The organism is Methanofollis aquaemaris (assembly GCF_017357525.1).
GTDB classification, from domain to species: domain Archaea; phylum Halobacteriota; class Methanomicrobia; order Methanomicrobiales; family Methanofollaceae; genus Methanofollis; species Methanofollis aquaemaris.
In genome coordinates, this window is the sequence record NZ_CP036172.1 from 1,424,740 (window position 1) to 1,450,679 (window position 25,940).

Below are 25,940 nucleotides of genomic sequence, written 5' to 3' on the forward strand. Positions count from 1 at the left end.
GCGTGTGGTTTATCTGACGCTGAAGAGAACACATACTAGCTTTGAAGATTGGTGAGCCAAGAGATGACCGAGAATGTGGAGATGGACAGTGCGAGGCAGCGCTACGAGTTCAAAAAGATGCTCGAACGACTGGAAGCGAAGCAAGGAAGCGGGACCGAACTTATTTCGCTCTATATCCCGCCTGACAAACAGATCTATGACGTGACGGCCCAGTTGCGAGACGAGTTCGGACAGTGCTCGAACATCAAGAGCAAGCAGACCAGAACCAATGTGCAGAGCGCCATCTCTTCCATCCTCTCCAGGCTCAAGTACTTCAAAAAACCCCCCGAAAACGGCATAGCGATCTTCTGCGGGACCGTCAGCACGGTCGGCGACCGCACCGATCTTGCGTGCGAGATCGTCCATCCTCCGGAGCCGTTGAACCTCTATATGTACCGGTGTTCTTCCTCCTTCGAACTCGAGCCCCTCAAGGAAATGCTTGAGGAGAAATATGTTTACGGTCTCCTGGTCATCGACCGAAGAGAGGCTTACTGGGGGTTCCTGAGAGGCAACCGGATCGAACCGATCGGCGGATCGACCTCGACGGTCCCTGGCAAGCAGCGAAAGGGAGGTCAGTCTTCGGCTCGTTTCCAGCGGCTGCGACTCATCGCCATCAACGAGTTCTACAAGAAGGTCGGCGACCACTCAAGCGAGATCTTCATGGCCGAGAAGGACTTCTTCGAACGGTTCAAGGGTCTGCTCATCGGCGGCCCGTCCCCGACGAAGGAGGAGTTCAACGAGGGCGGGTACCTCCACCATGAGGTCCAGAAGCGGGTGCTCGGGCTCTTCGATGTGGCCTACACCAATGAGAGCGGTCTCTCCGAACTGGTCGACAGCGCCCAGGACGCCCTCAAGGGTCTGACCGTCGTGGAAGAGAAGCAGGTGATGGAACATTTCCTGAAAGAACTGGTCAAAGACGACGGGGTCGCCGCCTACGGTGAGGAGAGCGTGAGGCGCAACCTGGAGACGGGGTCGGTCGATACCCTCATTCTTTCAGAACGGCTGCGGGAGACCCGCCTGAAGATCACCTGCGGCAATTGCGGCTACTCGAAGGACGAGACGATCCGGAACGAGCCCGGCAAGACGGTCAAGGATCTCGATCTCGGGATCTGTCCGAAGTGCAGTTCACCGCTCCGTATCGAGGAGGAGACCGACATCATCGACGAACTGACGGCCCTGGCCGACCAGAGCGGGACGAACGTCGAGATCATATCAGATGAATTTGAAGAGGGGTCGATGCTCTTCTCCGCCTTCGGCGGGATCGCAGCGATCCTCAGGTACAGGACGGGATACTGATGTTCATCGAAACACGAAAGGAGATTGAGGAGGCACTCCGGGCATGCACCGGAGAGGAGGACGTCGACGTCGTCGATGGTGGCGAACACGCCGACTTTGCAACGACGATCGCCTTTGCCCTGGCAAAGAAGCAGCGCAAATCTCCGGTGGTCATTGCAGGCGAACTGGCGACAGCACTGAAAGAGAACCTTGCACCGGCGGGAATCGTCGTCGAGTCGATGGGGCCCTACATCAACTTCACCGTGGGCGAGGCGTACATCCAGGAGGCGTTGAAGGCCGCCCTGGAGCCCGGTTTCGGGAAACTCCCGGCACACACCGAGCGGGTGCTGCTGGAGCACACGAGCGCCAACCCCAACGGCCCTCTCCATGTCGGGCATATCAGGAACTCGATCATCGGCGACACCCTGGCGCGGGTCTTCAGGAAGGCAGGCTATCCCCTCGAAGTCCAGTACTATGTCAACGACATGGGCCGCCAGATCGCCATCGTCTCGTGGGGCTTTGACAATCTCGATATCCCGGCCGACGAGGACGAGAAGGAAGACCACCACATCGCCAGGGTCTATGTGGCCGCAAACCGGGCGATCGAGGCGAAGCCCGAGATCAAGGCGGAGATCGACCGCCGGATGAAACTCATCGAGGAGGGCGACGCCGAGACCGCGAGGAAGTTCAGGGAGGTCGTCTCCCACTGTCTCGACGGGTTCAAGACGACGATGGGTAGGCTCAACGTCGTGCACGACCGGTTTGTCTGGGAGTCGGACTTTGTCCGCAACGGCGACATGGACCGGATCATCGGCCGGATCGAGCGTCTGCCCGAGGCGAGGCACGAGGAGACCCTTGCCCTCGACCTGACCGAGTGCGGGTTCGAGAAGAACTATGTGATCCGGCGGTCTGACGGGACGTCGGTCTATGCGGCCCGTGACCTTGCCTATCATACCTGGAAGGGACGGAACTTCGACCGGATCATCGATGTCCTGGGCGCGGACCACAAACTCATCGGGGCGCAGCTCCAGTGTACCCTGAAGCTCCTCGGCGAGAAGGCGCCCGAGATCGTCAACTTCGAGTTCGTCTCCCTGCCCGAGGGTTCGATGTCGACGCGGGCCGGGAAGTTCATCTCGGCCGACGAACTCGTCGCCGAGGTGACGAACAAGGCCTTTGCCGAGGTCTCGGAACGCCGGCCCGAACTCCCCGAGTGCGACCGCGAGCGGATCGCGAGGTCGGTCGCCCTCGCGGCGATCAGGTACGATATCGTCAAGATCTCGCCAGAGAAGTCGACGGTCTTTGACTGGGAGGAGGCCCTCAACTTCGAACGGCAGAGCGGACCGTACGTCCAGTACTCGCATGCACGCGCCTCTTCGATCCTGGAGAAGGCGGGCGAGTTCGAACCTGCCTTCGTCTTCACCGAGGAGCACGAGGTGGCACTGGCAAAAGAGATCGCCCGCTTCCCGGCGGTCGTCGACCAGGTGGTTCGCGATCTCCGCCCGCACTTGCTGGCGGCGTACGCCCGCGACCTTGCGGACCTCTTCAACTCCTTCTACCGGTACGTGCCGGTGCTGAAGAGCGAGGGGGTGACCAGGCAGAGCAGGCTTACCCTTGTGAAGGCGGCACAGAATACCCTCAAGGAAGCCCTGGAGACGCTTGGTATCGATGCGATCACCACGATGTAAAGACGATAGTCCGAGGGCGGCCCTGCAGAAGCAGGGCTACCAGTTTTTTTCCCCCGCGTCCACGGCGGCGGTGAAGCCGTGCATGTGGAACAAGCGCTCCCTGAAGGGGGGCGAGATGTGCTACAAGCACCAGTTCTACGGGATCACCAGCCACCGGTGCGTGCAGATGACCCCGACGCTGCGGTGCAACCAGCGCTGTCTTTTCTGCTGGCGGTCCTTCGAGTACGAGGTGGAGGAGGCGGAGGAGTGTCCGCCGGAGGAGATCTTCGCGAACCTGAGAAGGCTCCAGAAGCGGGCGCTCTCGGGGTACAAGGTCTCGCCGTACGTGACCGAGGAGCGGTTCAAGGAGGCGCTCGAACCCGACATGGTCGCGATCTCGCTCTCCGGCGAGCCGACCTGCTACTCGCGTCTGCCAGAACTGATCGACATGCTCAACGACGACGGGTACACGACGTTCCTGGTCTCGAACGGGACGCACCCGGAGATGATCGAACGGTGCCGCCCGTACCAGACCTATGTCTCGGTGGACGCACCGGACCGCGAGACCTATCTCGAACTCTGCAACCCTATCGAGGACTTCTGGGAGAAGATCCAGGAGAGTCTGGGGCTGCTTGCGTCCAGGCGGTCGGCGGTCCGCACGACGATCGTCAAGGGGATGAACGATTTCGACCCTGCCGGGTATGCGGCGATGTACGATGCGGCGAGGCCGAAGTATATCGAGATCAAGGGATATATGTATCTTGGATACAGTCGTAACCGTCTGTCACGGGAGAACATGCCCGAGCACGCCGAGGTCCACCGGTTTGCCGAGGCGGTCGCGGGGCACAGCGAATATGAGATCACGGACGAGTCCCCGATTTCGCGGGTCGTCTTGATGGAGAGAGTGGAATGAGGTTTGATCCGGAAGAATGGAAGGAACGTGCACGCAAGGACTTTGAGGCGGCGTGGCATGAGGGGCCGCAGGTCCTGGACCAGCCAGGGATAGCGGGGACGTACCCACGGAAGTTTTACCCGCGGGCGCGCCCGCACCCGATCGCGGAGACGATCCAGCGGCTCCGCGAGGTGTACCTGGAGATGGGCTTTGCGGAGGCGCGGGTCCCGCTCTTCATCGAGGAGCAGGATGTGTACAAGCAGTTCGGGCCCGAGGCGAGCGCCGTCCTGGACCGGGTCTTCTACCTGGGCGGGCTGCCGCGTCCGAACGTGGGGATCGGCAAGAAGCGTCTGGAGGAGATCGGGGCGATCCTGGGCCGCGAGGTCACCGACGTTGAGGAAGAAAAACTCCGCGAGACGCTCCACGGCTACAAGAAGGGGACGGTCGACGGGGACGAACTGACCCACGAACTTGCGGCGGTCCTCTCCTGCGACGACGGTCTGGTGGTCAGGATCATGGACGAGGTCTTCCCCGAGTTCAAAGAACTCGCACCCGAGTCCTCCCGCACGACGCTGCGCTCGCACATGACCTCGGGATGGTTCCTCACCCTCGGGGCGATGTGGGAGAAGGCGGCCCTGCCGGTCAGGATGTTCTCGATTGACCGGTGTTTCCGCCGCGAGCAGGAGGAGGGGCCGACCAGGTTGATGACCTACCACTCGGCCTCCTGCATCGTGGCCGGGGAGGACGTGACGATCGAGGACGGCAAGGCGGTCTCCGAGGCGCTCCTCTCGGCCTTCGGGTTCACCGACTTCGAGTTCCGGCCCGATGAGAAGCGCTCCAAATATTATATCCCCGACACCCAGACCGAGGTCTACGCGAAGCACCCGGAGCTCGGGTGGGTCGAGGTGGCCACTTTCGGGATGTACTCACCGGCGGCCCTGGCGCAGTACGGCGTCGGCGTGCCGGTGATGAACCTGGGCCTGGGCGTCGAGCGTCTGGCGATGATCGAGTATCAGGCCGACGATATCAGGGCGCTCACGTACCCGCAGTTCTTCCCGCAGCACCTCACCGACCTGGACCTCGCCCGGGCGGTCAGGCCGCGGGAGGAACCGCAGACCGCCACGGGACGCGAGATCGCCGAGGCCGTCGTCGCGACGGCGACCGAACACGCCGCCGAACCCTCGCCCTGCGCCTTCACCGCGTGGGAGGGCGACCTCTTCGGCCGGAAGGTCCGCGTCTCGGTCGTCGAGGACGAAGAAGACTCCAAGCTCTGCGGCCCGGCGACCTTCAACGAGATCTATGTCCAGGACGGCAAGGTGCTCGGCGTCCCCGACACCCCGCAGTTCGGGAAGGTCAGGAAGAAGGGCACCCCGGCGCATCTCTCGTACGTCCAGACGGTGGCGGCCCTCGCGGCGGCGAGGATCGAGGAGGCCGTCCGCTGCGGCGAGGAGACGAGCGTGCAGGTGAAGATGGCGAAGGTGCCCTCTGACGTGAACCTCAGGATCGCGGGGCACGCGATGCGGTACCTGACTGATAATAACAAGAAGATCGATCTCCGCGGGCCGGTGTTTGTGACGGTAAGGGCGGAGATTGTGGAATAATTTTTTTTGAGAAGGGCCGGGATATCCGGGCTTTCATTGTGTTCCTGTCACGAATCCCCACGTGATCCTACGTCTCGATCACCGTCCATACGCCGAGCCGCATACAGCGCAATGCATGCTATCAGGACTGAGAGAGGAGCGCCGTACCGGATGATCGCGTCTGAAGCACCCTCTCCGGTCATGAGGTAATGAGAGAGATCATAAGCGAGGAGAAGAGCGCCCAGGATCAGACCGATCTTCCAGATCCATATCAGGTCGTTTTTGATCTCCACGACCTGAGATCTATCTTTTGTAATATATACGCGTTGCGAACAGATCCTTTTCATGTCGCATCGACTTCATAGGGCCGGGAAGACGGTGAGACCCCAAAATATTTCTATATCATACATCAGCATCTCACGAGACCGAGATCATGGACGAACCGTGCGGACCTTCGTGGCAATGTGGAGACCGGCGCCAGATTGACCGGAAGACACCGGCTTGCATTATCCTTCAGTCCTCGTTTATATTCTCATACCCTGGTACTGCATATGAAGGATAGAGATAGAAGATCGTTGTTTTGTTATAAACCAGTGCAACTCTCTCGTTTTTCTGGTCGAAGACATGATAGGTTCTCGAAATCTTCTCCAGCGCCTGGTGGTACCCTTCCGGAAGGGGCCCTGAAATTGGAGTCGCATACCAGTATTCTGCGCCACAGTACCCATCGAGGGTGCGCCTCTCCTGTTCGTCGACACCGATGAAGAACGATAACTCATCTTTCTGGAACTCGACCTCGACATACGTTCTGTCTGGATCCGATTCTTCGCGTTTCATGGTTGCTGAAGTCATGGTCCACCCTCCTTCAAGGAGAATCCCCGTCCGGGATCATCGAGAAGGATAGAGATAACCGAAGAGAGATTTGCAGTGAAATTTTCCCTCTCCTTTATCTCTATGTCTGAGAGGTTGATTGGTATCGTCGTACTTCCGTTCTCATAATAAAGGATCATAGGAAGTTTTTCCTCCATCGATTCGTTTCCGGTTGGAGGGCCTGTGTTCACACACCCAGCACAGGCGAAGAGGAGGATCATGATAAAAATAGATAGTATTTTTTGCATTAAAATCCCTCATTTGCCGTATTGAGTCTCACCTTTGAAGAACTTCGAATCATGTCCTCGGAACAATACCCTGTGATCTCTCCTCGCAAGAACGAACACAAGACCATGCCTCAGGGCATTATGGGGTTCATTCAGTGTCCTGACAATACAACAGAGACCCACCATGAGATCATTGTGATCTATACGTCAGCAATTATCTCTGAAGTAACATATATTTATTGTGAGCAGTTCCTCTACCCATCCAGTCCAGCTCAAGGGACTTCATACCCGTCGACCCCAAAAACCATCAGAAGGGCTTTGTTGAAACCCCAACTTTTTCCTGATGCAAGCGCGATTCAACTGCCTTCCAAAATCTTCTCGCCGGGGGCGCTGCCCCTCGGACCCCTCGGGATGAAGATTGGGACGGGAAGGCTCAATCAATGACGATAAAGAGCGTATTGCCGCCCCCCGCCTATCGAATCGCACGGGGGGACTCGGGGGGCGGCCAGTCCCCCGCAGAGAGAGCAATCCAGATGATTTCAACAGAGCCTACCAGACACAAAGATTGATAGGACATCCCACCGACCATGTGCATAATCGAGGAGGGTAGACCATGAGCGGCATCGAAACAGACGTGAGGGAGATCAAGGAGAACATCAGAGTGCTCACCGAAAAGATCGATGAACTCCTCCATGAAAGAGAGACGGCAGCGATGATGAAACTCTCAGAGCAGTCGCTCTCCACATTCCTGAACGAAGAGCCCGATCTCTATACGGTCAGAGATGTCAGGGTCGTGTATCGATGAAAGGGAAGATTGTTCTGATACCTTTCCCCTTCACCGATCTCACCGCAGCAAAACTGCGCCCGGCACTTGTCCTTCATGAGGGCGACCAGGATGTCGTCCTCGCATTCATATCATCACGAATCCCTGCCAGACCGAATCCGGCAGGGGTCATGGTCCCCGTTTCAGATCCCGGCTTTGCGAAAAGCGGCCTCAAAGTCGATTCGGTGATCCGGCTGGATAAGGTCGCAACCGTTCTGAAAGATCTGGTGGTCGGAGAACTTGGAGAACTCGATAACGACCTCAGGACAGAGGTCAATACAAAACTGCCCTCTGTGTTCAGGTTATGATCTGAGGGCGCCGTCCGGGTAACCCCTCCACCCTGAGTCGATGCATTCGATCAAGATTATGGAACTTTATGGGCGCGCCCATAATTATGGACCAAAATCTCATTTCGACGGGCCCTCCTCCCGGACAGAATACACACCTCTCCGCGCTCCCCTCATTAAACCGGAGATCCATTCCAGGAGGTCATCCCTGAAATATTCACGGCTCGAACCATCCCGTGGATCAAAAACATTTTTCGACCCGGTAAAATTGCTTTTCTGGAGTGCACGTGCCGGGGGGCTGGCCGCCCCCCCGGACCCCCGACGTCAGGATAGGGGGAGGACGGCAAACCCCCACCATACAAAAGAAGCCATCGGGGGAAACTCACTTCGATAGAACAGCCCCTGTTCTTCATAAAGGCGATACAGCAACCTTCCCCCTATCGTCCGCGGGGGAGGGTGCGGGAGGGGGTGGCAACCCCCTCCCGGTCGGGAGTTCTGTGATATGCTCCAGGAGAAGACGGTACACGCTCGCCCGGCCCGAATGAAAAATTCAGGATAGCCTCTGGAAGAAAAATCGGATCTCATGCAGGTACATCCCACGACCGAATTCAAAAGGAGAAAAGAAAGAGTTTCACCTATTTCTTAGAAGGGCCGATCCATTCGATCGCGTTCCAAAAATGTATACGAATGTATCAAAAATGTATTCAAATCACGAAACTCCAGACATCAAAGTTCTTCCACAGGAAAGAACTCATCCCCCTCAAGGATGCGATTCCAGCGCCGGTCCAGCGAGGCGATCGCCCGCTCTTCGATCAACCGCTTGAGAATCTGATCGTCGCTCTCACCCTCGCATCCCATCTCCCTCAGAAGAATCAGCGTCTCCTCCGAGATGGTGATCTGTGCCGCGGCAGTCATCAAAGAGAGTGATCTCCGGCAGCGGAACATAAGGGTTTCGGACCGGAGCGTTCACGCGTGGTACCGCCTTCGCACGATAAAAATCGGCTCTTGAGAAACCATCCTCTTTTCATCACCGCAACCCCCCGGTGAACCCAACCCATCGCCTTCCCACATGCTCGCGGCGGGGGCGTTGCCCCCCGCCCCCGGGATTGCGATCGGGCCGGGAAGGCGGAGCGATGACCATGAAGAGGGGGTTTCCGCCCGCCGACCATCTTCGCGCGGGCGGCCAGTCCCCCCCGCAGAGATCGTTATACCAAAGATTCTACAGGGCCGAAAAAAACAAAAAAAAAGTTCAGCCCGTCCCCGGCTCTTCGAAGCCATACAACCATGCACACCAGAGTTCAGACCGATTGGAGACAATGATCCGGGATCCAAAGGAAAAGATCAAGATTATAGAACCATTATGGGGGTGCCCATACCATGAGCCATGAGGTTATGGACTTGATTATGGGCGCACCCATAAAATCCATTCCTGCATATGGGCAAGCCCATATCCTATGGACGAGGATCTCATTTCGACCAAACCTCATCTCGCACCGGCAACGGTACGCCGGACGCAAAGATTGATAGGACGTCCCACCGATCAGGTGCATGATCGAGGAGGGCGGACCATGACCGACATCGAAGCAGACGCCAGAAAGATCAAGGAACGCACAGAAGTGCTCACCGAAACGATCGACGAACTCCTCCATGAAAGAGAGACGGCGGCGATGATGAAACTCTCAGAGCGGTCGCTCTCCACGTTCCTGAACGAAGAGCCCGATCTCTATACGGTCAGAGACATAAGATCAGAAGAAAACATTCCGCCCCCTCAAACCCTCCATTGAATCTTCCCCGTCACAACCTTTATCCCCGCCCCCTACAGATCTCCCCTCATGAAGTCCCGGGAGGAGGTGCTTGCCACCCTCGCAAGCCTCAAAGACGAACTCTCGATCCGTTTCCATGTCAGGCGGATCGGAGTCTTCGGGTCGGTCTCCCGCGGCGAACAGACGCCGGAGAGCGACATCGACATCCTAGTCGAGTTCTCCCGGCCGGTCGGTTTTTTTACCTTCATGGAACTGGAAGCATTTCTCTCCGAACACCTTGCAGCCCCGGTCGACCTGGTGACACCCGACGCCGTCAAACCGGTCATGAAGGAGAGGATCGCGGCGGAAACGGCCTATGTCTGAGCCCGACCCGGTTCTCTCCTGTCATGACATCCTCGAAGCCATCGATCGTATCGAACGCTATACGGGGCCCATAACTTTTGAAAACTTTTTGCAGGATACGAAAACACAGGACGCCGTGATCAGAAACCTCGAAATCATCGGAGAAGCGGTGAAAAATCTCCCTGCCGATTTCACGAAGGCGCACCCCGGGGTGGAATGGCGTGCCGTCGCCGGGATGCGGGACAAACTCATCCACCATTACTTCGGTGTCGACATGAGGATCGTCTGGGAGACGGCACGCACCGACCTCCCGCTTTTTCGGGGCCGGGTCGAGTCGATCCTTAGAATACTGTCGTGAGACCGGACGACATCCGCCCCATCACAAGATCCATTTCATCCATACCCCGCCACAACCGATCGATCCAGTTGGAGAGGAAAGAAATGCGCCGCATCAGTTGCCGCATTCTTCTGCGGAAAGGACGGGAAGGAGGTTACACCGTCATGGTACCGACGCTCCCGGGTTGCGTCGCCTTCGGCGGCACGATCGAGGAGGCGATCGAGGTGTACCTCGAAGACCTGACCGAAAGAGGAGAAGAGATCCCGACCGAGAAGGACACCCTCGAAGCGTACGCCTGAGAGGCAGAGGACAGGATCACTCTCTGAATGATCACACCCTGCCTTCCCGGCCCTATCGCAATCCCGGGGGTCCGGGGAGCGTGCGGGAAGGCGTGATGATCAGACGTGCCGGCACCCCTGTCGCAGAATCTTCACTGCCGTCTCGCACCGGGGGATCCCCCGACTCGTCCCCGATTCAAGCGATATACCCGGAGATCATGTAATAATTCCCATTATACTCTACAATTTTTCCGTCATATCTCTCCCTTATGGTCATAAATTCGTCATCTGTTAATTCTATTCCGCTCCTTCCGTCAGCCCTGATCGTTCTGTTTACCGCCGGGAGGTCTTTGAGGTCAGCATCATCGATCCTGACAAGTTCCCATCCGGCACGAATGAAATCATCCGCTGTGCTGTCCCTGGGGATTTCAGGATATTCCCCGTTGCTGATATTGAATAGAAGGAGGAAACTCCCATCCAATCTTCCAGGCGGCCCTTCCGGGACTACATCGTCTGAAGAGTACGCATAATGGAGGATCCTCTCAGGGCACCTGGTGTCGGGCACTCCGGTGCTATCGGTATAGTATTCTGTGTAATTGACCCGGATCCTGCTCAAGAGCGTCCGATCACTGACCGTCAGCACAACCTCGCTCTTCTCGACATCGAGCAGCGTGCCGGCAAAAGAATAGATCCCGATGCTGCGGGATTCGGTATCAGTTGTATGCTCCTGAAGATCAGTCTTGAAGACCTGTCCTCCAAGAGAGAGAGTCAGGGGTTCGCCGCGGAGCAGCACGTCCCTGATCTTCTGCGTGTCAAAGACCACGACGTCGTACTCCGTGATCGATCGAGGGATGTCGAGTTCCTCACACTTCTCCGGAGAGAGGTCTCTTCTCTCTGTCATCGACTCGATACAGAACACCGTCTCTGGAGAGGGGGCGCTCGTCTCATTCACGGTATCGATACCTGCCGGCGTGATGTTCTGCTGCTGTGTGGGGTAGGCGGTATTCCCACCGGCGACCACGAGCATGATCACAAGTGCGCCGAGTGCTCCGATCAGAAATATTGCCACCAATACAGGTTTTTCTGGAAGCATTCCGCCACCTCAAATACAAACGACACTATCTCCGGACATTTTCGACCACCACACCTCAAGAATTATCATTTGTTTTATATATTGGCTCTGGGCTGATCCTCTACATGTCGGGCCACGCTCATGGGATCTCAGATCTTTCGACCCAAAAAAATCAGTAAAAAAATATAAATCTCTTGAATTCGGCGTACTTTCTGCCATGCCGTCACTCTCGCTCTCTCATCACCGGCGTTCTTCAAGACGAAAATCCCCGGCCCTGAGGATCACATGTGATTCGAAAACACACCTCAAGCATACCGCGTGAAAATTGTTCAGAACAGATCTCCGGCGTGTGGAAAGATCCTTGCTCTCCTCCCTGATCAATGCTCCATCGCCACCCCCCGGCGCGAGAGAACAGTCGAAATGTCTTCATCCTTCCAGTGGGGCGGCACGTCTGATCATCCGTGACCCTCGTCCTTGTGCCCTTCGATCTCATGCCCTCCCACCAGCCGCACCAGCGACCGCCAGACCCCCCAATAAGGCAACCTTAAGACCCCCGCCACCCATTCACCCACATGCACCGAAAGAAAAAAACAGACGGCAGCCCCCGTGACCACCTGTGCGCCAACACCGGTTCAAGGAGCATTGCCGACAAACCCTCGACCCGCCGGATGACGAACCCGATCGCCGCCGCCCTCGACACACTCTTCCCGGCGGGCGGCGTCGTGGAACTCCGCGCCCTCGCCGACCGGTTCACCCACTCCGGCTACTTCGACGACTATGCAAAACTCACGGCCGCCGCCGAGGCGCTCGACGCCGATCCTGAAGTGAAGGGGATCTATGTCACCCTCAACGTCGTGGACCCGGCGCTCCTCGCAAGGCGGGCGAACCGTGTGAAGATGCGGCTGACGCGCCACGATCCCACCACCGCCGACGCCGACATCCTCCGTCGCCGGTGGTTGCCCATCGACCTCGACCCGGTGCGGCCGAGCGGCGTGTCGTCGACCGACGAGGAACACGACGCGGCGCTTGCACGGGCCGATACGATCGCCGGATGGCTCTCCGGGCAGGGCTTCCCTGATCCGATCAAAGCCGACTCAGGCAACGGCGCCCACCTCCTCTACCGGATCGACCTTCCGAACGACGACGGGGCGACGGCCCTGGTGAAAGGCGTGCTCGCCACCCTGGACATGGTCTTCTCCGACGATGTGGTCGTCGTCGATACGGCGAACGTCAACGCCGGCCGCATCTGGAAATTGTATGGGACGGTCTCGCGCAAAGGCGACCACACCCGGGACCGCCCGCACCGGCGGGCAAAGATCCTCTCGGCGTCCGAGCACGCGGAGATCGTCACGCCCGAAATGCTCCGGGCGATCGCCGCCCCCCTCCCCGTCGATGCCCCGGCGCCGCCGAAAGGGAAGAAGGCGTTCGACCTCGACGCATGGCTTTCAAAGCACGGGATCGGCGTGCGGAGCACCAGAGCCTGGCAGGGCGGGACGCTCTACGTCCTGGAGGACTGCCCCTTCAGCGGCGCCCACCGCGACGGGGCGTTCGCGATTCAGTTCCCGAGCGGCGCGATCCATGCCGGATGCCACCATACGAGTTGCGGCGGCGGGGCGCAGCGGTGGCCTGAGTTGCGGGCCATGCACGAGCAGAAGCGGCAGAGCAGAACCCCCCCGCCGCCCGAAGCCGAAGCCGACGCGGTCAGGGAACGGGCGATGGAGATCCTCACCCGCGGCGACCCCCTCGCCTTCATCCTCGACACCTTCCACCGGGAGCACGTCGGCGACCACACCGTCGCCGAGTGCCTCGTCCTCTCGGTCGCCTCCCAGTCGGTCGAGAACACGCACGGCCTCCACGTCGCCATCTCCGGCATCTCCGGGAAAGGCAAGACCCACACCTGCGAGACCATGCTCGACCTCATCCCGAAAGCCTTCCAGATCACAGGCACGGTCTCGGACAAAGCGCTCTACTACCACGACGACCTCAGGTCAGGCAGCGTCTTTCTCTTCGACGACGTCTCCCTCTCCGACGACATGCAGGAACTTCTCAAGTCGGCCACCACCCGGTTCAGAGAACCCATCGAGCACCGGACCCTCACCACCGACCGCCGCCTGCGGGTCTGCACCATCCCGGAGCGCTGCGTCTGGTGGCTCGCGAAGGTGGAGAGCGTCGGCGACGACCAGGTGATGAACCGCATGCTCACCGTCTGGATCGACGACTCGAATCATCAGGATCTGGAGGTGCTCGGCCACATGAAAGCGGCAGAGGCAAAGCGCCGGCGCGACCGGGAGCAGGACGAGGACGTGCACGTCTGCCGTGCCATCTGGGAGATCCTCAAGGAGCGGACCGTCTACGTCCGCATCCCCTTCGCGACGCGGATCTCTTTCCAGTCGGCCAGGAACCGCCGCAACCCGGCCATGCTCTTCGACCTCATCAAGGCCTTCGCCCTGCTCAAGTTCTACCAGCGCGAGCAGGACGAGGACGGGAGCCTCATCGCCACCCGCGAGGACTTCGACGCCGCCCGCCGGGTGTTCCTTGCGATCAACCGCGACGCCGGCGGGCAGGAGACGAAACAGACCAGGAACGAGGCGGCGGCGCTGGAGACGATCGCGGCGATGGGCCTGGAGATCTTCACGATCAGGCAACTGCAGGACGCCCTCGGGCTTTCATATCAGAAGACCTACCGTCTGCTCCACGGCTACTCCAACAACAAAACGACCTACACCGGCATCCTGGACAAGTGCCCGGCGGTGAGTCTCATCGACGCCACGGTGGCCGAAGAACGGTACGGGATCGAGATGAAACGCCGGGAACATTATTTCTCGTTCGATTACCGGGTCTACCGCGAGTGGGCGGCGAATGCGGATGTCTGGCTCGACGACGATCCCGACTCTTTCACCCTCGCGCCCGGTTTACACCCGGCGGGTGAAAACCAGACGGCCGCGGAAGAGAGCCGATCATGACCCTGATTGGTGTATAGAGTACATAGAGAGAAGTGTGTACAGGTACCCCCGATAATTTACACACATTTCCAGGAACACCCGGCACACCTGATCGGTGGCCGGGCGGCTCCGGCTGTGAAAACGTGAAGGGTGTAAACGATGGGAGACAAACTGGCATTCAGGTCGCCATTCCCGGATCGACCGGCACAGGCGAGGGCGTTCTCGGCGCAAACCGGAAGTAAAAGAGTGAAAACCGTTGTAAAGGTGTAAACCACCGCCGGAAGAGGAGCGGCACGCCGATCATTTCGACCGGGGAAACGACGGAAAAAAGGGCGTGGCACCCTGCACCCACTCGCATGCATCGCCGTCGGCCTTCTCAGATCCGCCGGGAATCAGGGACGCTCCATCAGAAAGAAAAGTCTATTGCACACTTGACGGCAAATATCTCTATATGAAACAGATATTCTGGATCGCCCTTCTTCTTGCAGGCATGCTCCTCGCATGCGGCTGCACAGAACAGGGCACCGCTCCCCAGACACCGACGCCGACGCCAACGGCAACGGCGACAGTGACGCCGACACCGAACGCTACCGCGACCGTCACCCCTGCCGCATCGCTCCCGGTCGAGCTCTCCTCGTCCAGCCCCTACGCCACGCTCTCCCTCGACGCCGGCGTGCTCTTCGTCTCGTTCCACGCCGAAGAGGCACAGAAGATGGAGATCAATTTCGCGAATGCCACGCAGGGATTCGCCGAGATGGATGAGTTCTCCATGACCGGACCGTACAACGGATCGGTCGTCTACGAGATCCCGCAGAAAGACGAATATCTGCTGAACATCTCCGGGACCGGCGCATGGACCGCGGAAGCCTCAAGGTATGTCCCCGGCGAAGGCCTCAAAGCGCCGCTGAACCTCACCGGCACCGGGACCGAGGTTCCATCGGCGGTGTACCTGGAGCAGGGGCAGTATGTATTCGAGCGAAACGAGACCGGTGAAGCCTCGCCGCTGTACATCATGAGACACGCGAACGGCAGTTACCTCATGGACGCAAACCTCTCCCGTAGCCAGACCGCATTCGGCGTGCTGTCCACGGAAACCTCAAAGAACCTCACCATCTCAGAGTCGGGCACGTACATCCTGAGCGTCATCGCCAGCGAGAACCCGGCCCCATGGTCGGTCTCCATCTCCCCGGCAAACGAAAGCGCTTCGGCCTGAAACCGCGAACCCCGGGCGCCGTCGCAGACGCGGCGGCTCCGGTCTCTCCCCCCTTTTTTATCCGGCACCTGCCAGAAGATAATTATGCTCCAGGAAGGATCTCCCCTCCACCGACGATGAACGACAACGCACCCATCGACCTGAAGGCGATCGCACGGGGCGCCATGCAATCCTACGGCTTCTATTCCGGATTCTCCCGCGCTGTCGAGCGGGAGGTCGACATCATCGAGGCGCCGGCCGCCCCCGAGGACGTCGCCGACCTCCGGTCTCTCCTCTGGTCGTCCATCGACAACATCGACTCCATGGACCTCGACCAGATCGAGCACTGCGAACGCACCCGCCGCGGCGGGATCCTGGTCAGGGTGGCGATCGCCGACGTGGACGCCGCCGTCCCGAGGGCCTCGGCGACCGACCGGCACGCCGCCCACAACGGCACCGCGGTCTACACCGGCGTCGAGACCTTCTCCATGCTCCCGGAACGCCTCTCGCACGGGATCACCTCGCTGCTCCCGGGTGGACCGGGCCGCCTCGCGATCGTCGTGGAGTATACCGTCCGCAGGGACGGGAGTACCCGGCCGGGACGGATCTACCGGGCGGTCGTCTCAAACCGGGCAAAACTCGTCTACGAAGAGGTCGGGGACTGGCTGGAAGGCGTCGGCGGTCCACCTGCGACCGTCTCCGATCTTCCCGGCCTGAAAGAGCAACTCCTCCTCCAGGACGAGGCGGCCCGCCGCCTGCGAAGGCACCGGATCGAGCACGGGGCGCTCGACCTCGAGACCATCGAGGCCAGGGCCGTGATGGAGGAGGGGACGGTGACGAGCCTCGTCGTCCCGCGGCAGAACGCCGCCCGGCGCCTCATCGAGGAGTTCATGATCGGGGCCAACCGGGCGATGACAGCATTCCTGGACGGGGCCGGCGTCCCGATGATCCAGCGGGTCGTGCTGCGGCCGAAGAACTGGGAGGGGATCGTGAAGACCGCCGCAGAATATGGCTGGCGCCTCCCGGCGAGACCCAGCGCGAAGGCCCTCTCGAAATTTCTCGCCAGACAGAAGAAGGCCGATCCCGAACGGTTCCCCGACCTCTCCCTGACGATCGTGAAACTCATCGGGCACGGGATCTACCTGCCCCTCGGACCCGGCGAACCCCCGTACGGCCACTTCGGCCTCGCGGTCACCGACTACACCCACGGCACCGCCCCGAACCGGCGCTACGTCGACGTGATCATCCAGCGCCTGATCAAGGCGGCCCTCCGCGGGGAGCGGTGCCCGTACACCCGCGACGAACTCGAAGACCTCGCCGCATGGCTGACCAACCGCGAGATCGCCTCCGAGAAGGTGGAGCGGTTCATGCGCAAGGCGGCGGCCGCGGTGCTCTTGCAGGACCGGACCGGCGAGGTCTTCGACGCCATCGTCACCGGCGCCTCGGAGAAAGGGACGTACGTCAGGCTCCTCGACCTCCCGGTCGAAGGACGGGTCATGGAGGGCGAACTCGGGCTCTTCGTCGGGAAAAAAGTCCGCGTCCGCCTGATACGCACCGACCCGTACAGCGGCTACATCGATTTCGAACGGGTCTGGGGGCGAGAACGCTCCCATCTCACCCGCACGCCTGCACGCACGCCATACAGATCGCGATCTCGAGGACGGTGAGGCCCCCGATCTCGAGGAAGACGAGAGCGTGGGGAAGGCCGCCGAGAAACCGCCAGATAAGAAGAGTTCCGGCCCCGAGAAGGATCACCAGCCCGTTCAGGACCACGAGGAGAAGCGAGGCTGTCGTGAGCCACAGGAGGGCGGTGGCGGTGGCACCGAGTCGAAAGCCGTTCGAGAGACCGAGGAACACGACGCCGTTCCGGGGCGAGGGGGAGATCATGGAATGGCGGGAATGAGGCGGGAAAAGGGCTAAACATTCTGAAATGAAGCGCGGGGATAAAAGGAGATTTTTAAGAGTCCGATAATCTCCTAAACGGTGAAAAAATACTTAAAAGAGAGATCCCGACGCGGAGGGCCTCACGGCCCCCTCTCCAGACCGGCCGCACCCAATATATAGCATCGACAATGAGATCCTGACATTCAGATGGAAATTAAACCCGAGATCCTCGAAAAAATCAGAGAGCGGCAGGTGTCCGTCGAACAGTACTCCTCCCCACAGGCGACGCGGAACGCCGACGCCGTCCGGAGAAAAACCGACCCGGCCAGACCAGAAGAGCCCGTCATCCGCCCGCCCTTCTACCGCGACGCCGACCGGATCCTCCACTCCAAGGCCTACACCCGCTACATCGACAAGACCCAGGTCTTCTATCTCATCGACAACGACCACATCACTCACCGCGTCCTTCACGTGCAACTCGTCTCCAAGATCGCCCGCACCATCGGCCGGGCCCTCGGGCTCAACGAGGACCTCATCGAGGCGATCGCCCTCGGCCACGACATCGGGCACGTCCCCTTCGGGCACAAGGGCGAGGAGTTTCTCAACGAGATCTGCGTGCGGGAGGGGATCGGCGTCTTCAAGCACAACCTCCAGAGCATCCAGTCCCTCGACGTCATCGAAGACCTTGACCTCACCCTCCAGACCCTGGACGGCGTCCTCTGCCATGACGGCGAGCGCTTCGTCCGCCGCCTCCGGCCGACCGGATCTCTCGACGCGGCAACGCTCACGTCCAAGCGCGAGCAGATCCGGCGAGGGGCGGACGACCCGCCGGTCCTTCCGTCCACGATGGAGGGGTGCGTCGTCAGGGCCGCGGACGTCATCGCCTACCTTGGCCGCGACCTCCAGGACGCGATCGAGGTCGGGCTGATCGACGAGGACGACGAAGAACTCCTCGCGATCTGCCGTGATAGTCTCGGCATCGAGGATTACCAGACGATCAACTGGACGGTCATCGACACCCTCATCAAAGATCTGATCAACGAGAGTTTCGGAGAGGCGGAGATCGCGTTTTCCCGCGATGCCGCTGAGGGAGTGACGCGGATGCAGGAGTTCAGCATCGACCGCATCTACCAGAACCCCAGACTCACCGCCCAGCAGGAAAAGATCAGAACGATGTTCGTCACCCTCTTCGACCACTTCTCCGGCGACCTGGCGGAGGGGAAGGCGGACTCCCCCATCGCCACCGAATTTCTCGACGCCTCCTGGGTCTCCCGGACATATCTCGAGCATGCACGCGACGGCGAGAAGGTGCGCGACTTCATCGCGGGGATGACCGACCGCTACTTTGCCGAGACATTCCAGGTGGTCACCATTCCCGAACGGGTCAGGGGCACCTACCGGAGAGCATAGGAGGAGAGAACCCGCACTCCTCATATCCTCCCGCACCAAAAGTATCACTGATGCCAGACGCCGCCGACCGCATCCATGCCGCTGTCCCCCGCCTCGCCGCCTGCCAGACCAGAGGCGAACTCGGCGAGGCGATCGCGGAGGAACTGAAGCGATACTCTCTCTTCGATCTCCAGGTCATCGGCGGCGGCATGAAAAAAGAGGTCGACCCCCTCCCCGAACCCTACCGGAGCCGCGCCCGCCCGTACTTCGAGGAGCAACTTTTCGGGGCCTATCACCGGGCGATGAAGGCGTACCGGAGCGGGAGTTTCAGGGGGATGGACGAGGCGATCCCTGACCGCGAGCGCTTCGAGCGGTTCGTCGCCCTCGTCCCCGACGGGTGCCTCAAGAAGGAGCCGGAGACCGACTTCGGTCTCGGAGGAGCGCTCAACACGCTCTTCTATTATCTCGTCACCGGGTATGCGATGTTTGTCGAGGGCGGCCCCGGCCACCCGGTCGGCACCCCCTTCCCCGGCGGGTTCGCGGTGGAGCGCCGGGGCAAGAGGTACCTCTGCCCGATCCGGGACAAAGAGGAGGACGTCCCCTTCTCGATCTGCAATGTCTGCCCGGCGGAGCAGATGGAAGGGGTGTGACCCCCCGGAAAAAAGATTGTTTTTATCTCTTCTTCCGGAAGGCGCAGATCACACCGGCCAGGACCAGAGCCGCACCGACGCCGGCCACCTTCAACCAGGGAAGACCGCCTGAAGAAACCGGTTCTTCTGATGTCGCTACGCCATCCGATGTCTCCGCCAGGGCACCGACAGACGCTGTCTTCGTCACCCCGACAGAGGTGGTTTCAGATGGCGGCGTCACGGGTACAGGTTCGGCGAAGATTGCAAAGGTGGTGAAGTGGGACGTCCTGGCAATGACCTGGCGCTTCGCCGGGTTGAGCTTCGTCCTGAGCCGCTCCCAGGTGTCGGTCTTCGTGTTGTACCACCTGACCACAAACTCCTCGCCGGCGCCGAGGCTTTCCCACTCATCCTCGGTGAGGGTGAAAACGATCTCCACCGCCGGGTCGAACGTCGCCCCGTCGGGGCCGCACTTCAGGCCGGAACCGACCTGCCTGAGGTCGTCGTCGCCGGTTTCGGGAAGGCTCCCGGCAGAGATCTGTTTGACGCTGACCCTCTCCAGGGGCCTGCCGAAGAGGTCCAATGCCCTGACGCCTGTGTCGAGGGAGAGGGAGCCGTTCTTCTCGGTGGTCAGGACGACGGTCATGGTCTCGACCGTGCCGTTCACATTGAGTTCAAGATAGGCGCTCCCGATCTGTTCGACCACCTGAGGAACAGGCTGAGCCGGGGGACGCGGTGCGGCACCGCCGCCTCCGCCTCCGCCTCCTCCACCGCCGCCCGAGGGTGCGCCGGCCTTTGTGACGACAAAACTGAGGTTCTCGTAACTGTCGTCGCTGTTGGGCGAGTGCAGCGCATCGGTCAGGGCGGCCACCGCATCCCCGGCCGAGAGTTTGCCGAGATCGATCGTCTCCCCCTCTGCCGTCACCATCCAGGACTGTTTCCCTGCTTCAGCGGAGGGCCTGACATTGAAGATGCCGTCGGCCATCGGGTGCTGGACGATTACGGAATACGATCCTGAGAGTTTCTTCGTCTCGTCGGCCTTGAGGGTGTAGGCAAAGGTTCCGTCGTCGGCGACCGGCACCGGTGCCCCGACGACCCGACGGTTCGCGCCGAAGATCCAGAGCTGGAGCGTCTCGGGACTGCCGGTGGCCCCACCCGAGATCAACAGGGCGTCGCCCTGCTTGAGACTTGACTGATCGAGGGTGGCGGCGAGAGTAGGTCTGTGTAAGGACACGTCTACCGCGGCATGCCTCACCCGATGCAGGTGGGCGGCGTCGATAGCATGTCCGTAGAGATCATGGTCCGTGGCTGCAGCATAGAACGTATAGGTGCCGGGGTCGGGCGGCCAGACCGTGGAGGAGGTGTCCCATTGATATTCCCAGGTGCCGTCGGTCGCCACCTCACAGACAACATAGTTTCCATCTGACACGGGGGTACCAAGATTGTCGGGCGGGCACCCATCGCCGAGGTTCGGGCCGTGCACGAAGAGGTAGAGCGTGTCGGTGTCGGCGGCGGTGCCGGAGAACGTGATCGTGTCGCCGATCGCGTAGTTCCCATCTCCTTCGAAGGTGGTGGTGACGCCGTGCTCTCCGATCATGATGGAGAGAGCGTTATAAAGATCGTCGGATCCCGACGCCGTCATCGCATCGACGAGGGCACTTTCGGCCTCTGAGGCAGTCAGAGGGCCGAGGTCGATGAGGTTTCCGGCGGCGTCCTCGATCTGGTACGGCTTCCCATCCGCCGGGGCCGGGAGGACGTTGAAGATGCGGTCCGTCATCGGGTGCTGGACAAGGACCCTGACATCCCCGGAAAGGGCGGCGGACTCCCCGGTCCCCAGCACATACTCGTAGGTGCCGTCGTCGGCGACCGGCACGGAGACACCCGGAACCTTGGAGCCGTCCCCGAGGGCCCAGACACGGACAGTCGCCGGACTGCCGGTCGCCGTTCCCGAGACCTCAAGGCCCTCCCCCTTCAGGATATATGTACTCCGATTGAAGGAAGCGGAGAGAGTGGGCCGCGTCAGGGTCATGGTCGCCGTGGCGTTTCGCACCCCGTCGAGGTGGCTGCGGTCCACCGCGTGCCCGCCGAGGTCGTGGTCGCGGTCCGCGGCATAGAGGGTGTAGGTGCTGGCAGCAAGAGCGCCGCGGAGGGCGGCGGTGTCCCACCGATACTCCCAGGTGTCGTCTGCCGCCACCTCACAGATGACATAGTTCCCCTCCGACGCCGCGGCACCGAGATCGTCGGGCGCGACACCGTCGCCGAGGTCCCCACCGGTCAGGAAGAGATAGACCTTCTCGCTCCCGCTGTTGGTGCCCGAGATCGTCACTTCGTTACCCAGGACAAAGATCCCCGCGCCCTCCACGGCAACCGTCATCCCGTCGTCGTCGACGGTGAAAGAGGTCTCCGCATGGATGTCGTCTGAACCCGATCCCTCGATGGCGGAGAGGAGGGTGGCGACGGCTTCGGATGGGAGACAGGCGCCGAGGTCGATCCGACCCCCTGCTCCGTCCCGGATCTGGTACGGTTTCCCTTCCGCTGGCTCGGGACACACATTGAAGACGCCGTCATACATCGGGTGCTGGACGACGACGAAGTACTGCCCGTCGGGGAGGTTCGCGGTCACGTCGCCCCCGAGGGTGTACTCGAAGGAACCATCGCTCTGAACCGGTGCGACGATGCCAAACGCCGGGCGCTCTCTCCCGATGATCCAGATCAAAACCTCGTCAGGATCGCCATCGGCATACCCACTCACTTTGAATTCGTCGCCCCCGGCGATCCCGGACGCACCGTCATCAAGCGTCACCTTCGGTTCTTTCAGGTAGACACCGATGGTCTGGTACTTCACGTCCTTCAGGTTTGTCTGGCTGACGAGGCCGTCGGCGTTCTCTCTCTTGCTGGCCGCGTAGATGGTGTAGGTGCCCTGGTTCTGGAGGGCACCGAGGGGGGCGGTGTCCCACCGGTACTCCCAGGTCTCGTCGGACTCGACATCGCACCTGACCGCACCGTCGATGTCGAGATCGGTCTTGAGCCCGATGTCTTCAAGCGAGACGCCGTTGCGGTTCCAGAGGTCCCACCCGGTCATGAAGAGGAAGACTTCGTCGTTTTCGGTGTTGGTACCCGAGATCTTGATCTCCTCACCGAGGTAGTAGGTGCCCGCCCCCTCTGCGGTGATGGTGACCTCGCCCTCCTGGATCGTTACCCCGACGGCGTCGTTCCTGTCCTCATCCCCGGGGTCGACGACGCTGATGGTGAAGGAGCGGGGCGTGGTGTCGGAACTGGTCGAGAGACCGACCGTCCTGAAGCCGCTGTCGCGGGTCTGCACGATTGCAGCGGTCCGGTCGGGGAAGTGGGTACCGTCCCCGGCACGTCTCTCGTTCGCAAAGGCGGCGGCAGGCGCGTCAGGGAAGGGAGCGTCGCCAATGATCTCCACGCCCGGTTGACCCATCTTGATCAGCGGGTAACCGGCGTCACTGATGCTGGCGTCCTCAATGAAGAGGTAATACTGCTTTTTGGACTCGCCGCTGACAGTCACACAGAAGTCGTTGCTCCTGACAATGTTCTCCCTGTTAGCCTCAATGCTGACATTGGTCGACGCGGCGGCGATCTCGCCGGCAGGGGCGGGGCCTTCTTCGGCACTCAGAGCGAGGGTGTCGTTCCCGGCACCTCCATCATAAGTGGTATTTCCGCCGCCGCTCTCAACGAGATCCGATGCCGCTGCAGGAAGAGCGAGGAGCATGAAGGCCACCAGGACAACAGCAAAGACATGCATTCTATTCGAGATCATATTCTTTTACCTCGTCTTTTTTTCCGGGGGATGCGACTCGTCAGGCAGATCAACCTCAAAATCAAGATCTGAGAGCGACCGAGATGAATCAAAGAGCCAATAAAGACCTAATGACGAATCATAACCCCATATATGGTTAGATCCATACATTTGGCTCCGCATATAGTTTTCGATATATGATTTGATCCTGCCCAAACAGTTAACCACAATCATTGAACTCAAATGGACGCACGGCGGGGGGTCTCAAAATGGATATCGATAAAACAAAAAAAAGATAGAAAAACGGCCCTGTTGAATTCCTCTTCTGGAGTGAACATAAGGGCTGCTCACACCCCTGCCCCTCCGTGATGGACCGGCAGAGGATGGGAACACCCTCTGAACGATTCCCCGCCCGCCTTCCCGCCCTATCGCAATCCCGGGGGTTCCGGGGGCAACGCCCCCGGCGAGAGCGTAGGGGGAAGGCACGTCGATCAGAAGGGTCCCCCCGCCAGAAGAACGAGAAATGTTACCCTGCTCTCCCTCGCCGGGGGGAGAAAACCCTGACCCCTCCACGGCGAAGATAACCGAGGGGCGGCGAAGTGCTCGGTTCCCGTCACCCTCAAGGCCGGAAGAAGAGGGATTGAGGGTTTCAACAGAGCCAGAAAAACCCGGAGAAACCTCCCCGGTTCAGTCCGCCATCTTCCGGTAAAAAAATGTCACAAAGAAGACCTGGAGAAGGAGAAGCCCGACCGAGATGTAGGCCATCGTATACCCGACCATCTCATATCCAGGCAAGGCCTCCCGCCCCGCGATGAGCGCCATCCCGCCGACCGCAAGAGCGGGTGCCGCGATCATGACGGTCAGGTACGCCGCCTTCCCCGCGATCATCCCGGTCATCTCGTCCTTCTCCACCTCGCCGCTGACATACCGCTTTCGAAGGAGGAGGACGGCAAAGAGACCGGCAAACCAGGCGGCGATCGCAATGAGCGGCGACTTTTCCGCCACCGCCGCCCCGATCCCGGCAGCCATGGCGATGACGATGAAGAGTTTCACAATCTTGAAATGTTTGTTGTCCATGATACGGAGTCCCCTGAAGTTTGAAATATCTAACATCAAGTTAGATATTCCCAACATATCAGGGTGTCGGCACCACAGAATTCCATCCAATCCCTGAAGAGGGGGACGAAAGATCCCCGCCGCTCCGCAGCCCGAAGGTGAAGGGCTCTGAGAAGACGAGCGTGGGGTCGCCGGTCGCCGGGTCGAGGGGGCCGTCGCGGAGGTAGAACTTCACCGTCATCTCGCCGTTATCCAGGTCTGAACAGACATTCCAGAGCGTCCTGATGGGGAAGGGGTGGCCCGCACCCTCGGAGTCGTCGTCGGCATGGGCATAGACGCGGGCGAGAGCCGCCTCCGCATCGGCGGGCGAGGAGAGACCATGATGGGTTTCGAGCGCATCGGCAAGGGTCAGGTGGCGATGGAAGGTGTTGTACGACTTGTTCTCCGGCACCTCCGGGAAGGTCGAGGCGTCGGGGTATCGGAAGACCGCGTGGTTGGTCATGATGAAGGGATCGTCTGCCGCGTCGGTGAAGTGGACGTCGCCGTTCGTCGGGTCGATCTCGACGATGGAGGCATTGCCCGAACGATCGTAGACCATGAAGTGCATCCCCGAGACCGGGAAGTAGACGCGACTGTTGAGGATGATCATCTTCGCCTCGTCGACGGTCGCCGCCTGGTCGAGGACCGACCGGATCATCTGCAACCCGTTCAGACCCGAGGCATTGCCGCCATAGAGGGGCGAGGCGCTCGGCGTGAACCCGCCCACCGCAAAGGTCGCAACCCCGAGCCCGGCGGAGTTGACCCCGTCGAAGACACCCGACATCAGGTCCATGGACCCGACGGCAAGGGAGGCATACCCCTCGTCGGGATAGAGTTCCATCACGTAGGTCCGCGAGAAGAGGGCGTTCCCTTCATCGGTGGTATTGAGGCAGACCAGCACGTCGACCGGCACCATATAGTAGTCCATGTTCCGGCACGCCATCGCGTGGCCGGCGGTCGTGGTGTTCGGCGGGTAATAGATCATCGAACAGGCAAATGACCCGAGGTCATAGGGCAGGCCGCTGGTGTCATGGGTCGTGTTCGCCGGGTCCACGCCGTATGCCGAGGCGACGCCGAGCATCCTCTCGTAGAGCACCGGCGCGTTCCTCTGGAGATATTCCCGGCGGGCATCCGCATGCAGACGGTCGGAGAACGAGGAGAGGTTCGAGACGCCGTAATCGTCCTGTGCAATTTTTCCAAGGGCCGAGCCGATCTCCTCGTTCGTCCCCGCCACCACGATGTGGCGCACCTCCATGAAGGTGCCCGGTTCCTTCTGGAGCACCACCTCATCGGTGACGGTCGGCACGTCGCCGACCTCGGGAGAATACGCCAGAGCAGGCGATAGCAGCACAGATATCATGAGAAGCATGAGAGATATCCTGTACAACTGGAAAAATATCATATTAAAATCCTGATTCTGCCTCAAAAAAACATTCCGATATTCATTTCGACGATAGAGAGATCAAAAGGGCATATTTCAGATATTAGAGATGAAAAATGCGACCACATACCCCTGACCACAGCAGGCACGAAACCATCGATCTCTTCACAACCTTTTCATAGCACCACACCGATTCACCGGGAACCGCGGGGGGCGGCACCG

23 protein-coding genes and 1 pseudogene are annotated in these 25,940 nt (G+C 60.3%); 15 read left to right on the forward strand and 9 right to left on the reverse strand.

Annotated elements, in window-relative coordinates:
* Positions 1–63 precede the first annotated feature (63 nt).
* The 4 genes from prf1 to sepS are packed head-to-tail and all read left to right on the forward strand — an operon-like array spanning position 64 to position 5,471.
* Positions 64–1,335 (forward strand): peptide chain release factor aRF-1, encoded by a 1,272-nt coding sequence (gene prf1, locus RJ40_RS06860; RefSeq protein ID WP_265580117.1) that lies wholly within the window; start codon positions 64–66, stop codon positions 1,333–1,335.
* The gene (gene argS, locus RJ40_RS06865) at positions 1,335–2,999 is read left to right on the forward strand and encodes an arginine--tRNA ligase (protein ID WP_265580118.1); all 1,665 of its coding nucleotides are present in this window, start codon (positions 1,335–1,337) and stop codon (positions 2,997–2,999) included. Before prf1 ends, argS begins: the two co-directional genes overlap by 1 nt.
* A complete protein-coding gene (gene twy1, locus RJ40_RS06870; RefSeq protein WP_265580119.1) occupies positions 2,980–3,891 on the forward strand; it encodes a 4-demethylwyosine synthase TYW1 in 912 nt (303 codons plus the stop codon). The genes argS and twy1 overlap by 20 nt, the downstream gene beginning before the upstream one ends.
* On the forward strand, positions 3,888–5,471 hold the full coding sequence (gene sepS, locus RJ40_RS06875; RefSeq protein ID WP_265580120.1) for an O-phosphoserine--tRNA ligase: 1,584 nt from the start codon (positions 3,888–3,890) through the stop codon (positions 5,469–5,471). Before twy1 ends, sepS begins: the two co-directional genes overlap by 4 nt.
* Positions 5,472–5,518: 47 nt before the next feature.
* On the opposite strand, the gene RJ40_RS06880 is transcribed toward sepS, so the two are convergent.
* From RJ40_RS06880 to RJ40_RS06890, 3 genes are all read right to left on the reverse strand, one after another.
* A complete protein-coding gene (locus tag RJ40_RS06880; protein ID WP_265580121.1) occupies positions 5,519–5,743 on the reverse strand; it encodes a hypothetical protein in 225 nt (74 codons plus the stop codon).
* Between the two features lie 220 nt (positions 5,744–5,963).
* Positions 5,964–6,299, reverse strand: a complete 336-nt coding sequence (locus tag RJ40_RS06885) for a hypothetical protein (protein WP_265580122.1) — start codon at positions 6,297–6,299, stop codon at positions 5,964–5,966.
* Positions 6,296–6,565: a hypothetical protein gene (locus RJ40_RS06890; protein WP_265580123.1), complete on the reverse strand. Its 270-nt coding sequence runs from the start codon at positions 6,563–6,565 to the stop codon at positions 6,296–6,298. The genes RJ40_RS06885 and RJ40_RS06890 overlap by 4 nt, the downstream gene beginning before the upstream one ends.
* A gap of 592 nt (positions 6,566–7,157) precedes the next feature.
* Between RJ40_RS06890 and RJ40_RS06895 the strand changes: the two genes are divergently transcribed.
* Positions 7,158–7,349 carry a hypothetical protein gene (locus RJ40_RS06895; RefSeq protein ID WP_265580124.1) on the forward strand — a complete coding sequence of 64 codons (192 nt, stop codon included), beginning with the start codon at positions 7,158–7,160 and terminating at the stop codon, positions 7,347–7,349.
* Entirely contained in the window at positions 7,346–7,675 is a 330-nt protein-coding gene (locus RJ40_RS06900) for a type II toxin-antitoxin system PemK/MazF family toxin (protein WP_265580125.1), read from the forward strand. Before RJ40_RS06895 ends, RJ40_RS06900 begins: the two co-directional genes overlap by 4 nt.
* A gap of 705 nt (positions 7,676–8,380) precedes the next feature.
* Here RJ40_RS06900 and RJ40_RS06905 read toward each other — a convergent pair.
* The gene (locus RJ40_RS06905; protein WP_265580126.1) at positions 8,381–8,569 is read right to left on the reverse strand and encodes a hypothetical protein; all 189 of its coding nucleotides are present in this window, start codon (positions 8,567–8,569) and stop codon (positions 8,381–8,383) included.
* Positions 8,570–9,222: 653 nt separating this feature from the next.
* Between RJ40_RS06905 and RJ40_RS06910 the strand changes: the two genes are divergently transcribed.
* The 4 genes from RJ40_RS06910 to RJ40_RS06925 all read left to right on the forward strand — a co-directional run bounded on the left by RJ40_RS06910 (position 9,223) and on the right by RJ40_RS06925 (position 10,395).
* Positions 9,223–9,438 carry a hypothetical protein gene (locus RJ40_RS06910; protein WP_265580127.1) on the forward strand — a complete coding sequence of 72 codons (216 nt, stop codon included), beginning with the start codon at positions 9,223–9,225 and terminating at the stop codon, positions 9,436–9,438.
* A gap of 48 nt (positions 9,439–9,486) precedes the next feature.
* A complete protein-coding gene (locus RJ40_RS06915; RefSeq protein WP_265580128.1) occupies positions 9,487–9,780 on the forward strand; it encodes a nucleotidyltransferase family protein in 294 nt (97 codons plus the stop codon).
* A complete protein-coding gene (locus RJ40_RS06920) occupies positions 9,773–10,117 on the forward strand; it encodes a HepT-like ribonuclease domain-containing protein (RefSeq protein ID WP_265580129.1) in 345 nt (114 codons plus the stop codon). Before RJ40_RS06915 ends, RJ40_RS06920 begins: the two co-directional genes overlap by 8 nt.
* Positions 10,118–10,200: 83 nt before the next feature.
* The gene (locus RJ40_RS06925) at positions 10,201–10,395 is read left to right on the forward strand and encodes a type II toxin-antitoxin system HicB family antitoxin (RefSeq protein WP_265580130.1); all 195 of its coding nucleotides are present in this window, start codon (positions 10,201–10,203) and stop codon (positions 10,393–10,395) included.
* A gap of 175 nt (positions 10,396–10,570) precedes the next feature.
* Here RJ40_RS06925 and RJ40_RS06930 read toward each other — a convergent pair whose 3' ends face one another.
* Positions 10,571–11,467 carry a hypothetical protein gene (locus tag RJ40_RS06930; protein WP_265580131.1) on the reverse strand — a complete coding sequence of 299 codons (897 nt, stop codon included), beginning with the start codon at positions 11,465–11,467 and terminating at the stop codon, positions 10,571–10,573.
* 647 nt (positions 11,468–12,114) lie between these two features.
* On the opposite strand from RJ40_RS06930, the pseudogene RJ40_RS06935 reads away from it, so the two are divergent.
* The 3 genes and pseudogenes from RJ40_RS06935 to RJ40_RS06945 all read left to right on the forward strand — a co-directional run.
* A pseudogene (locus tag RJ40_RS06935) lies at positions 12,115–14,337 on the forward strand (hypothetical protein); the annotation flags it as partial.
* 502 nt (positions 14,338–14,839) lie between these two features.
* Positions 14,840–15,601, forward strand: a complete 762-nt coding sequence (locus RJ40_RS06940; RefSeq protein ID WP_265580132.1) for a hypothetical protein — start codon at positions 14,840–14,842, stop codon at positions 15,599–15,601.
* Between the two features lie 116 nt (positions 15,602–15,717).
* Positions 15,718–17,247, forward strand: a complete 1,530-nt coding sequence (locus RJ40_RS06945) for an RNB domain-containing ribonuclease (RefSeq protein WP_265580133.1) — start codon at positions 15,718–15,720, stop codon at positions 17,245–17,247.
* On the opposite strand, the gene RJ40_RS06950 is transcribed toward RJ40_RS06945, so the two are convergent.
* Entirely contained in the window at positions 17,195–17,467 is a 273-nt protein-coding gene (locus RJ40_RS06950; protein ID WP_265580134.1) for a hypothetical protein, read from the reverse strand. The two genes, RJ40_RS06945 and RJ40_RS06950, sit on opposite strands and share 53 nt — an antisense overlap.
* 204 nt (positions 17,468–17,671) lie before the next feature.
* On the opposite strand from RJ40_RS06950, the gene RJ40_RS06955 reads away from it, so the two are divergent.
* Both RJ40_RS06955 and RJ40_RS06960 read left to right on the forward strand, forming a co-directional pair.
* Positions 17,672–18,874, forward strand: coding sequence for a deoxyguanosinetriphosphate triphosphohydrolase family protein (locus RJ40_RS06955; protein WP_265580135.1), 1,203 nt, complete (start codon positions 17,672–17,674; stop codon positions 18,872–18,874).
* Positions 18,875–18,924: 50 nt separating this feature from the next.
* A complete protein-coding gene (locus tag RJ40_RS06960) occupies positions 18,925–19,503 on the forward strand; it encodes a DUF2115 domain-containing protein (protein ID WP_265580136.1) in 579 nt (192 codons plus the stop codon).
* 22 nt (positions 19,504–19,525) lie between these two features.
* Here the strand turns inward: RJ40_RS06960 and RJ40_RS06965 are convergent, their stop codons facing one another.
* From RJ40_RS06965 to RJ40_RS06975, 3 genes are all read right to left on the reverse strand, one after another.
* Positions 19,526–23,263: a hypothetical protein gene (locus tag RJ40_RS06965; protein ID WP_265580137.1), complete on the reverse strand. Its 3,738-nt coding sequence runs from the start codon at positions 23,261–23,263 to the stop codon at positions 19,526–19,528.
* A gap of 666 nt (positions 23,264–23,929) precedes the next feature.
* Complete coding sequence (locus RJ40_RS06970) at positions 23,930–24,319, reverse strand: DUF2178 domain-containing protein (RefSeq protein WP_265580138.1); 390 nt, start codon at positions 24,317–24,319, stop codon at positions 23,930–23,932.
* 58 nt (positions 24,320–24,377) lie between these two features.
* Positions 24,378–25,706 carry a C45 family autoproteolytic acyltransferase/hydolase gene (locus RJ40_RS06975; protein WP_265580139.1) on the reverse strand — a complete coding sequence of 443 codons (1,329 nt, stop codon included), beginning with the start codon at positions 25,704–25,706 and terminating at the stop codon, positions 24,378–24,380.
* Between the last annotated feature and the right edge of the window lie 234 nt (positions 25,707–25,940).

Bases quoted from the DNA above. Each gene is read 5' to 3' on its own strand.
- RJ40_RS06970 (WP_265580138.1), bottom strand. From the start codon at position 24,319: ATGGACAACAAACATTTCAAGATTGTGAAACTCTTCATCGTCATCGCC.
- RJ40_RS06925 (WP_265580130.1), top strand. From the start codon at position 10,201: ATGCGCCGCATCAGTTGCCGCATTCTTCTGCGGAAAGGACGGGAAGGA.
- RJ40_RS06885 (WP_265580122.1), bottom strand. From the start codon at position 6,299: ATGACTTCAGCAACCATGAAACGCGAAGAATCGGATCCAGACAGAACG.
- RJ40_RS06975 (WP_265580139.1), bottom strand. From the start codon at position 25,706: ATGCTTCTCATGATATCTGTGCTGCTATCGCCTGCTCTGGCGTATTCT.
- RJ40_RS06930 (WP_265580131.1), bottom strand. From the start codon at position 11,467: ATGCTTCCAGAAAAACCTGTATTGGTGGCAATATTTCTGATCGGAGCA.
- RJ40_RS06910 (WP_265580127.1), top strand. From the start codon at position 9,223: ATGACCGACATCGAAGCAGACGCCAGAAAGATCAAGGAACGCACAGAA.
- argS (WP_265580118.1), top strand. From the start codon at position 1,335: ATGTTCATCGAAACACGAAAGGAGATTGAGGAGGCACTCCGGGCATGC.
- RJ40_RS06965 (WP_265580137.1), bottom strand. From the start codon at position 23,263: ATGATCTCGAATAGAATGCATGTCTTTGCTGTTGTCCTGGTGGCCTTC.
- RJ40_RS06890 (WP_265580123.1), bottom strand. From the start codon at position 6,565: ATGCAAAAAATACTATCTATTTTTATCATGATCCTCCTCTTCGCCTGT.
- RJ40_RS06895 (WP_265580124.1), top strand. From the start codon at position 7,158: ATGAGCGGCATCGAAACAGACGTGAGGGAGATCAAGGAGAACATCAGA.
- RJ40_RS06950 (WP_265580134.1), bottom strand. From the start codon at position 17,467: ATGATCTCCCCCTCGCCCCGGAACGGCGTCGTGTTCCTCGGTCTCTCG.
- RJ40_RS06905 (WP_265580126.1), bottom strand. From the start codon at position 8,569: ATGACTGCCGCGGCACAGATCACCATCTCGGAGGAGACGCTGATTCTT.
- RJ40_RS06915 (WP_265580128.1), top strand. From the start codon at position 9,487: ATGAAGTCCCGGGAGGAGGTGCTTGCCACCCTCGCAAGCCTCAAAGAC.
- RJ40_RS06945 (WP_265580133.1), top strand. From the start codon at position 15,718: ATGAACGACAACGCACCCATCGACCTGAAGGCGATCGCACGGGGCGCC.
- RJ40_RS06960 (WP_265580136.1), top strand. From the start codon at position 18,925: ATGCCAGACGCCGCCGACCGCATCCATGCCGCTGTCCCCCGCCTCGCC.
- RJ40_RS06940 (WP_265580132.1), top strand. From the start codon at position 14,840: ATGAAACAGATATTCTGGATCGCCCTTCTTCTTGCAGGCATGCTCCTC.
- RJ40_RS06920 (WP_265580129.1), top strand. From the start codon at position 9,773: ATGTCTGAGCCCGACCCGGTTCTCTCCTGTCATGACATCCTCGAAGCC.
- RJ40_RS06900 (WP_265580125.1), top strand. From the start codon at position 7,346: ATGAAAGGGAAGATTGTTCTGATACCTTTCCCCTTCACCGATCTCACC.
- sepS (WP_265580120.1), top strand. From the start codon at position 3,888: ATGAGGTTTGATCCGGAAGAATGGAAGGAACGTGCACGCAAGGACTTT.
- twy1 (WP_265580119.1), top strand. From the start codon at position 2,980: ATGCGATCACCACGATGTAAAGACGATAGTCCGAGGGCGGCCCTGCAG.
- RJ40_RS06955 (WP_265580135.1), top strand. From the start codon at position 17,672: ATGGAAATTAAACCCGAGATCCTCGAAAAAATCAGAGAGCGGCAGGTG.
- prf1 (WP_265580117.1), top strand. From the start codon at position 64: ATGACCGAGAATGTGGAGATGGACAGTGCGAGGCAGCGCTACGAGTTC.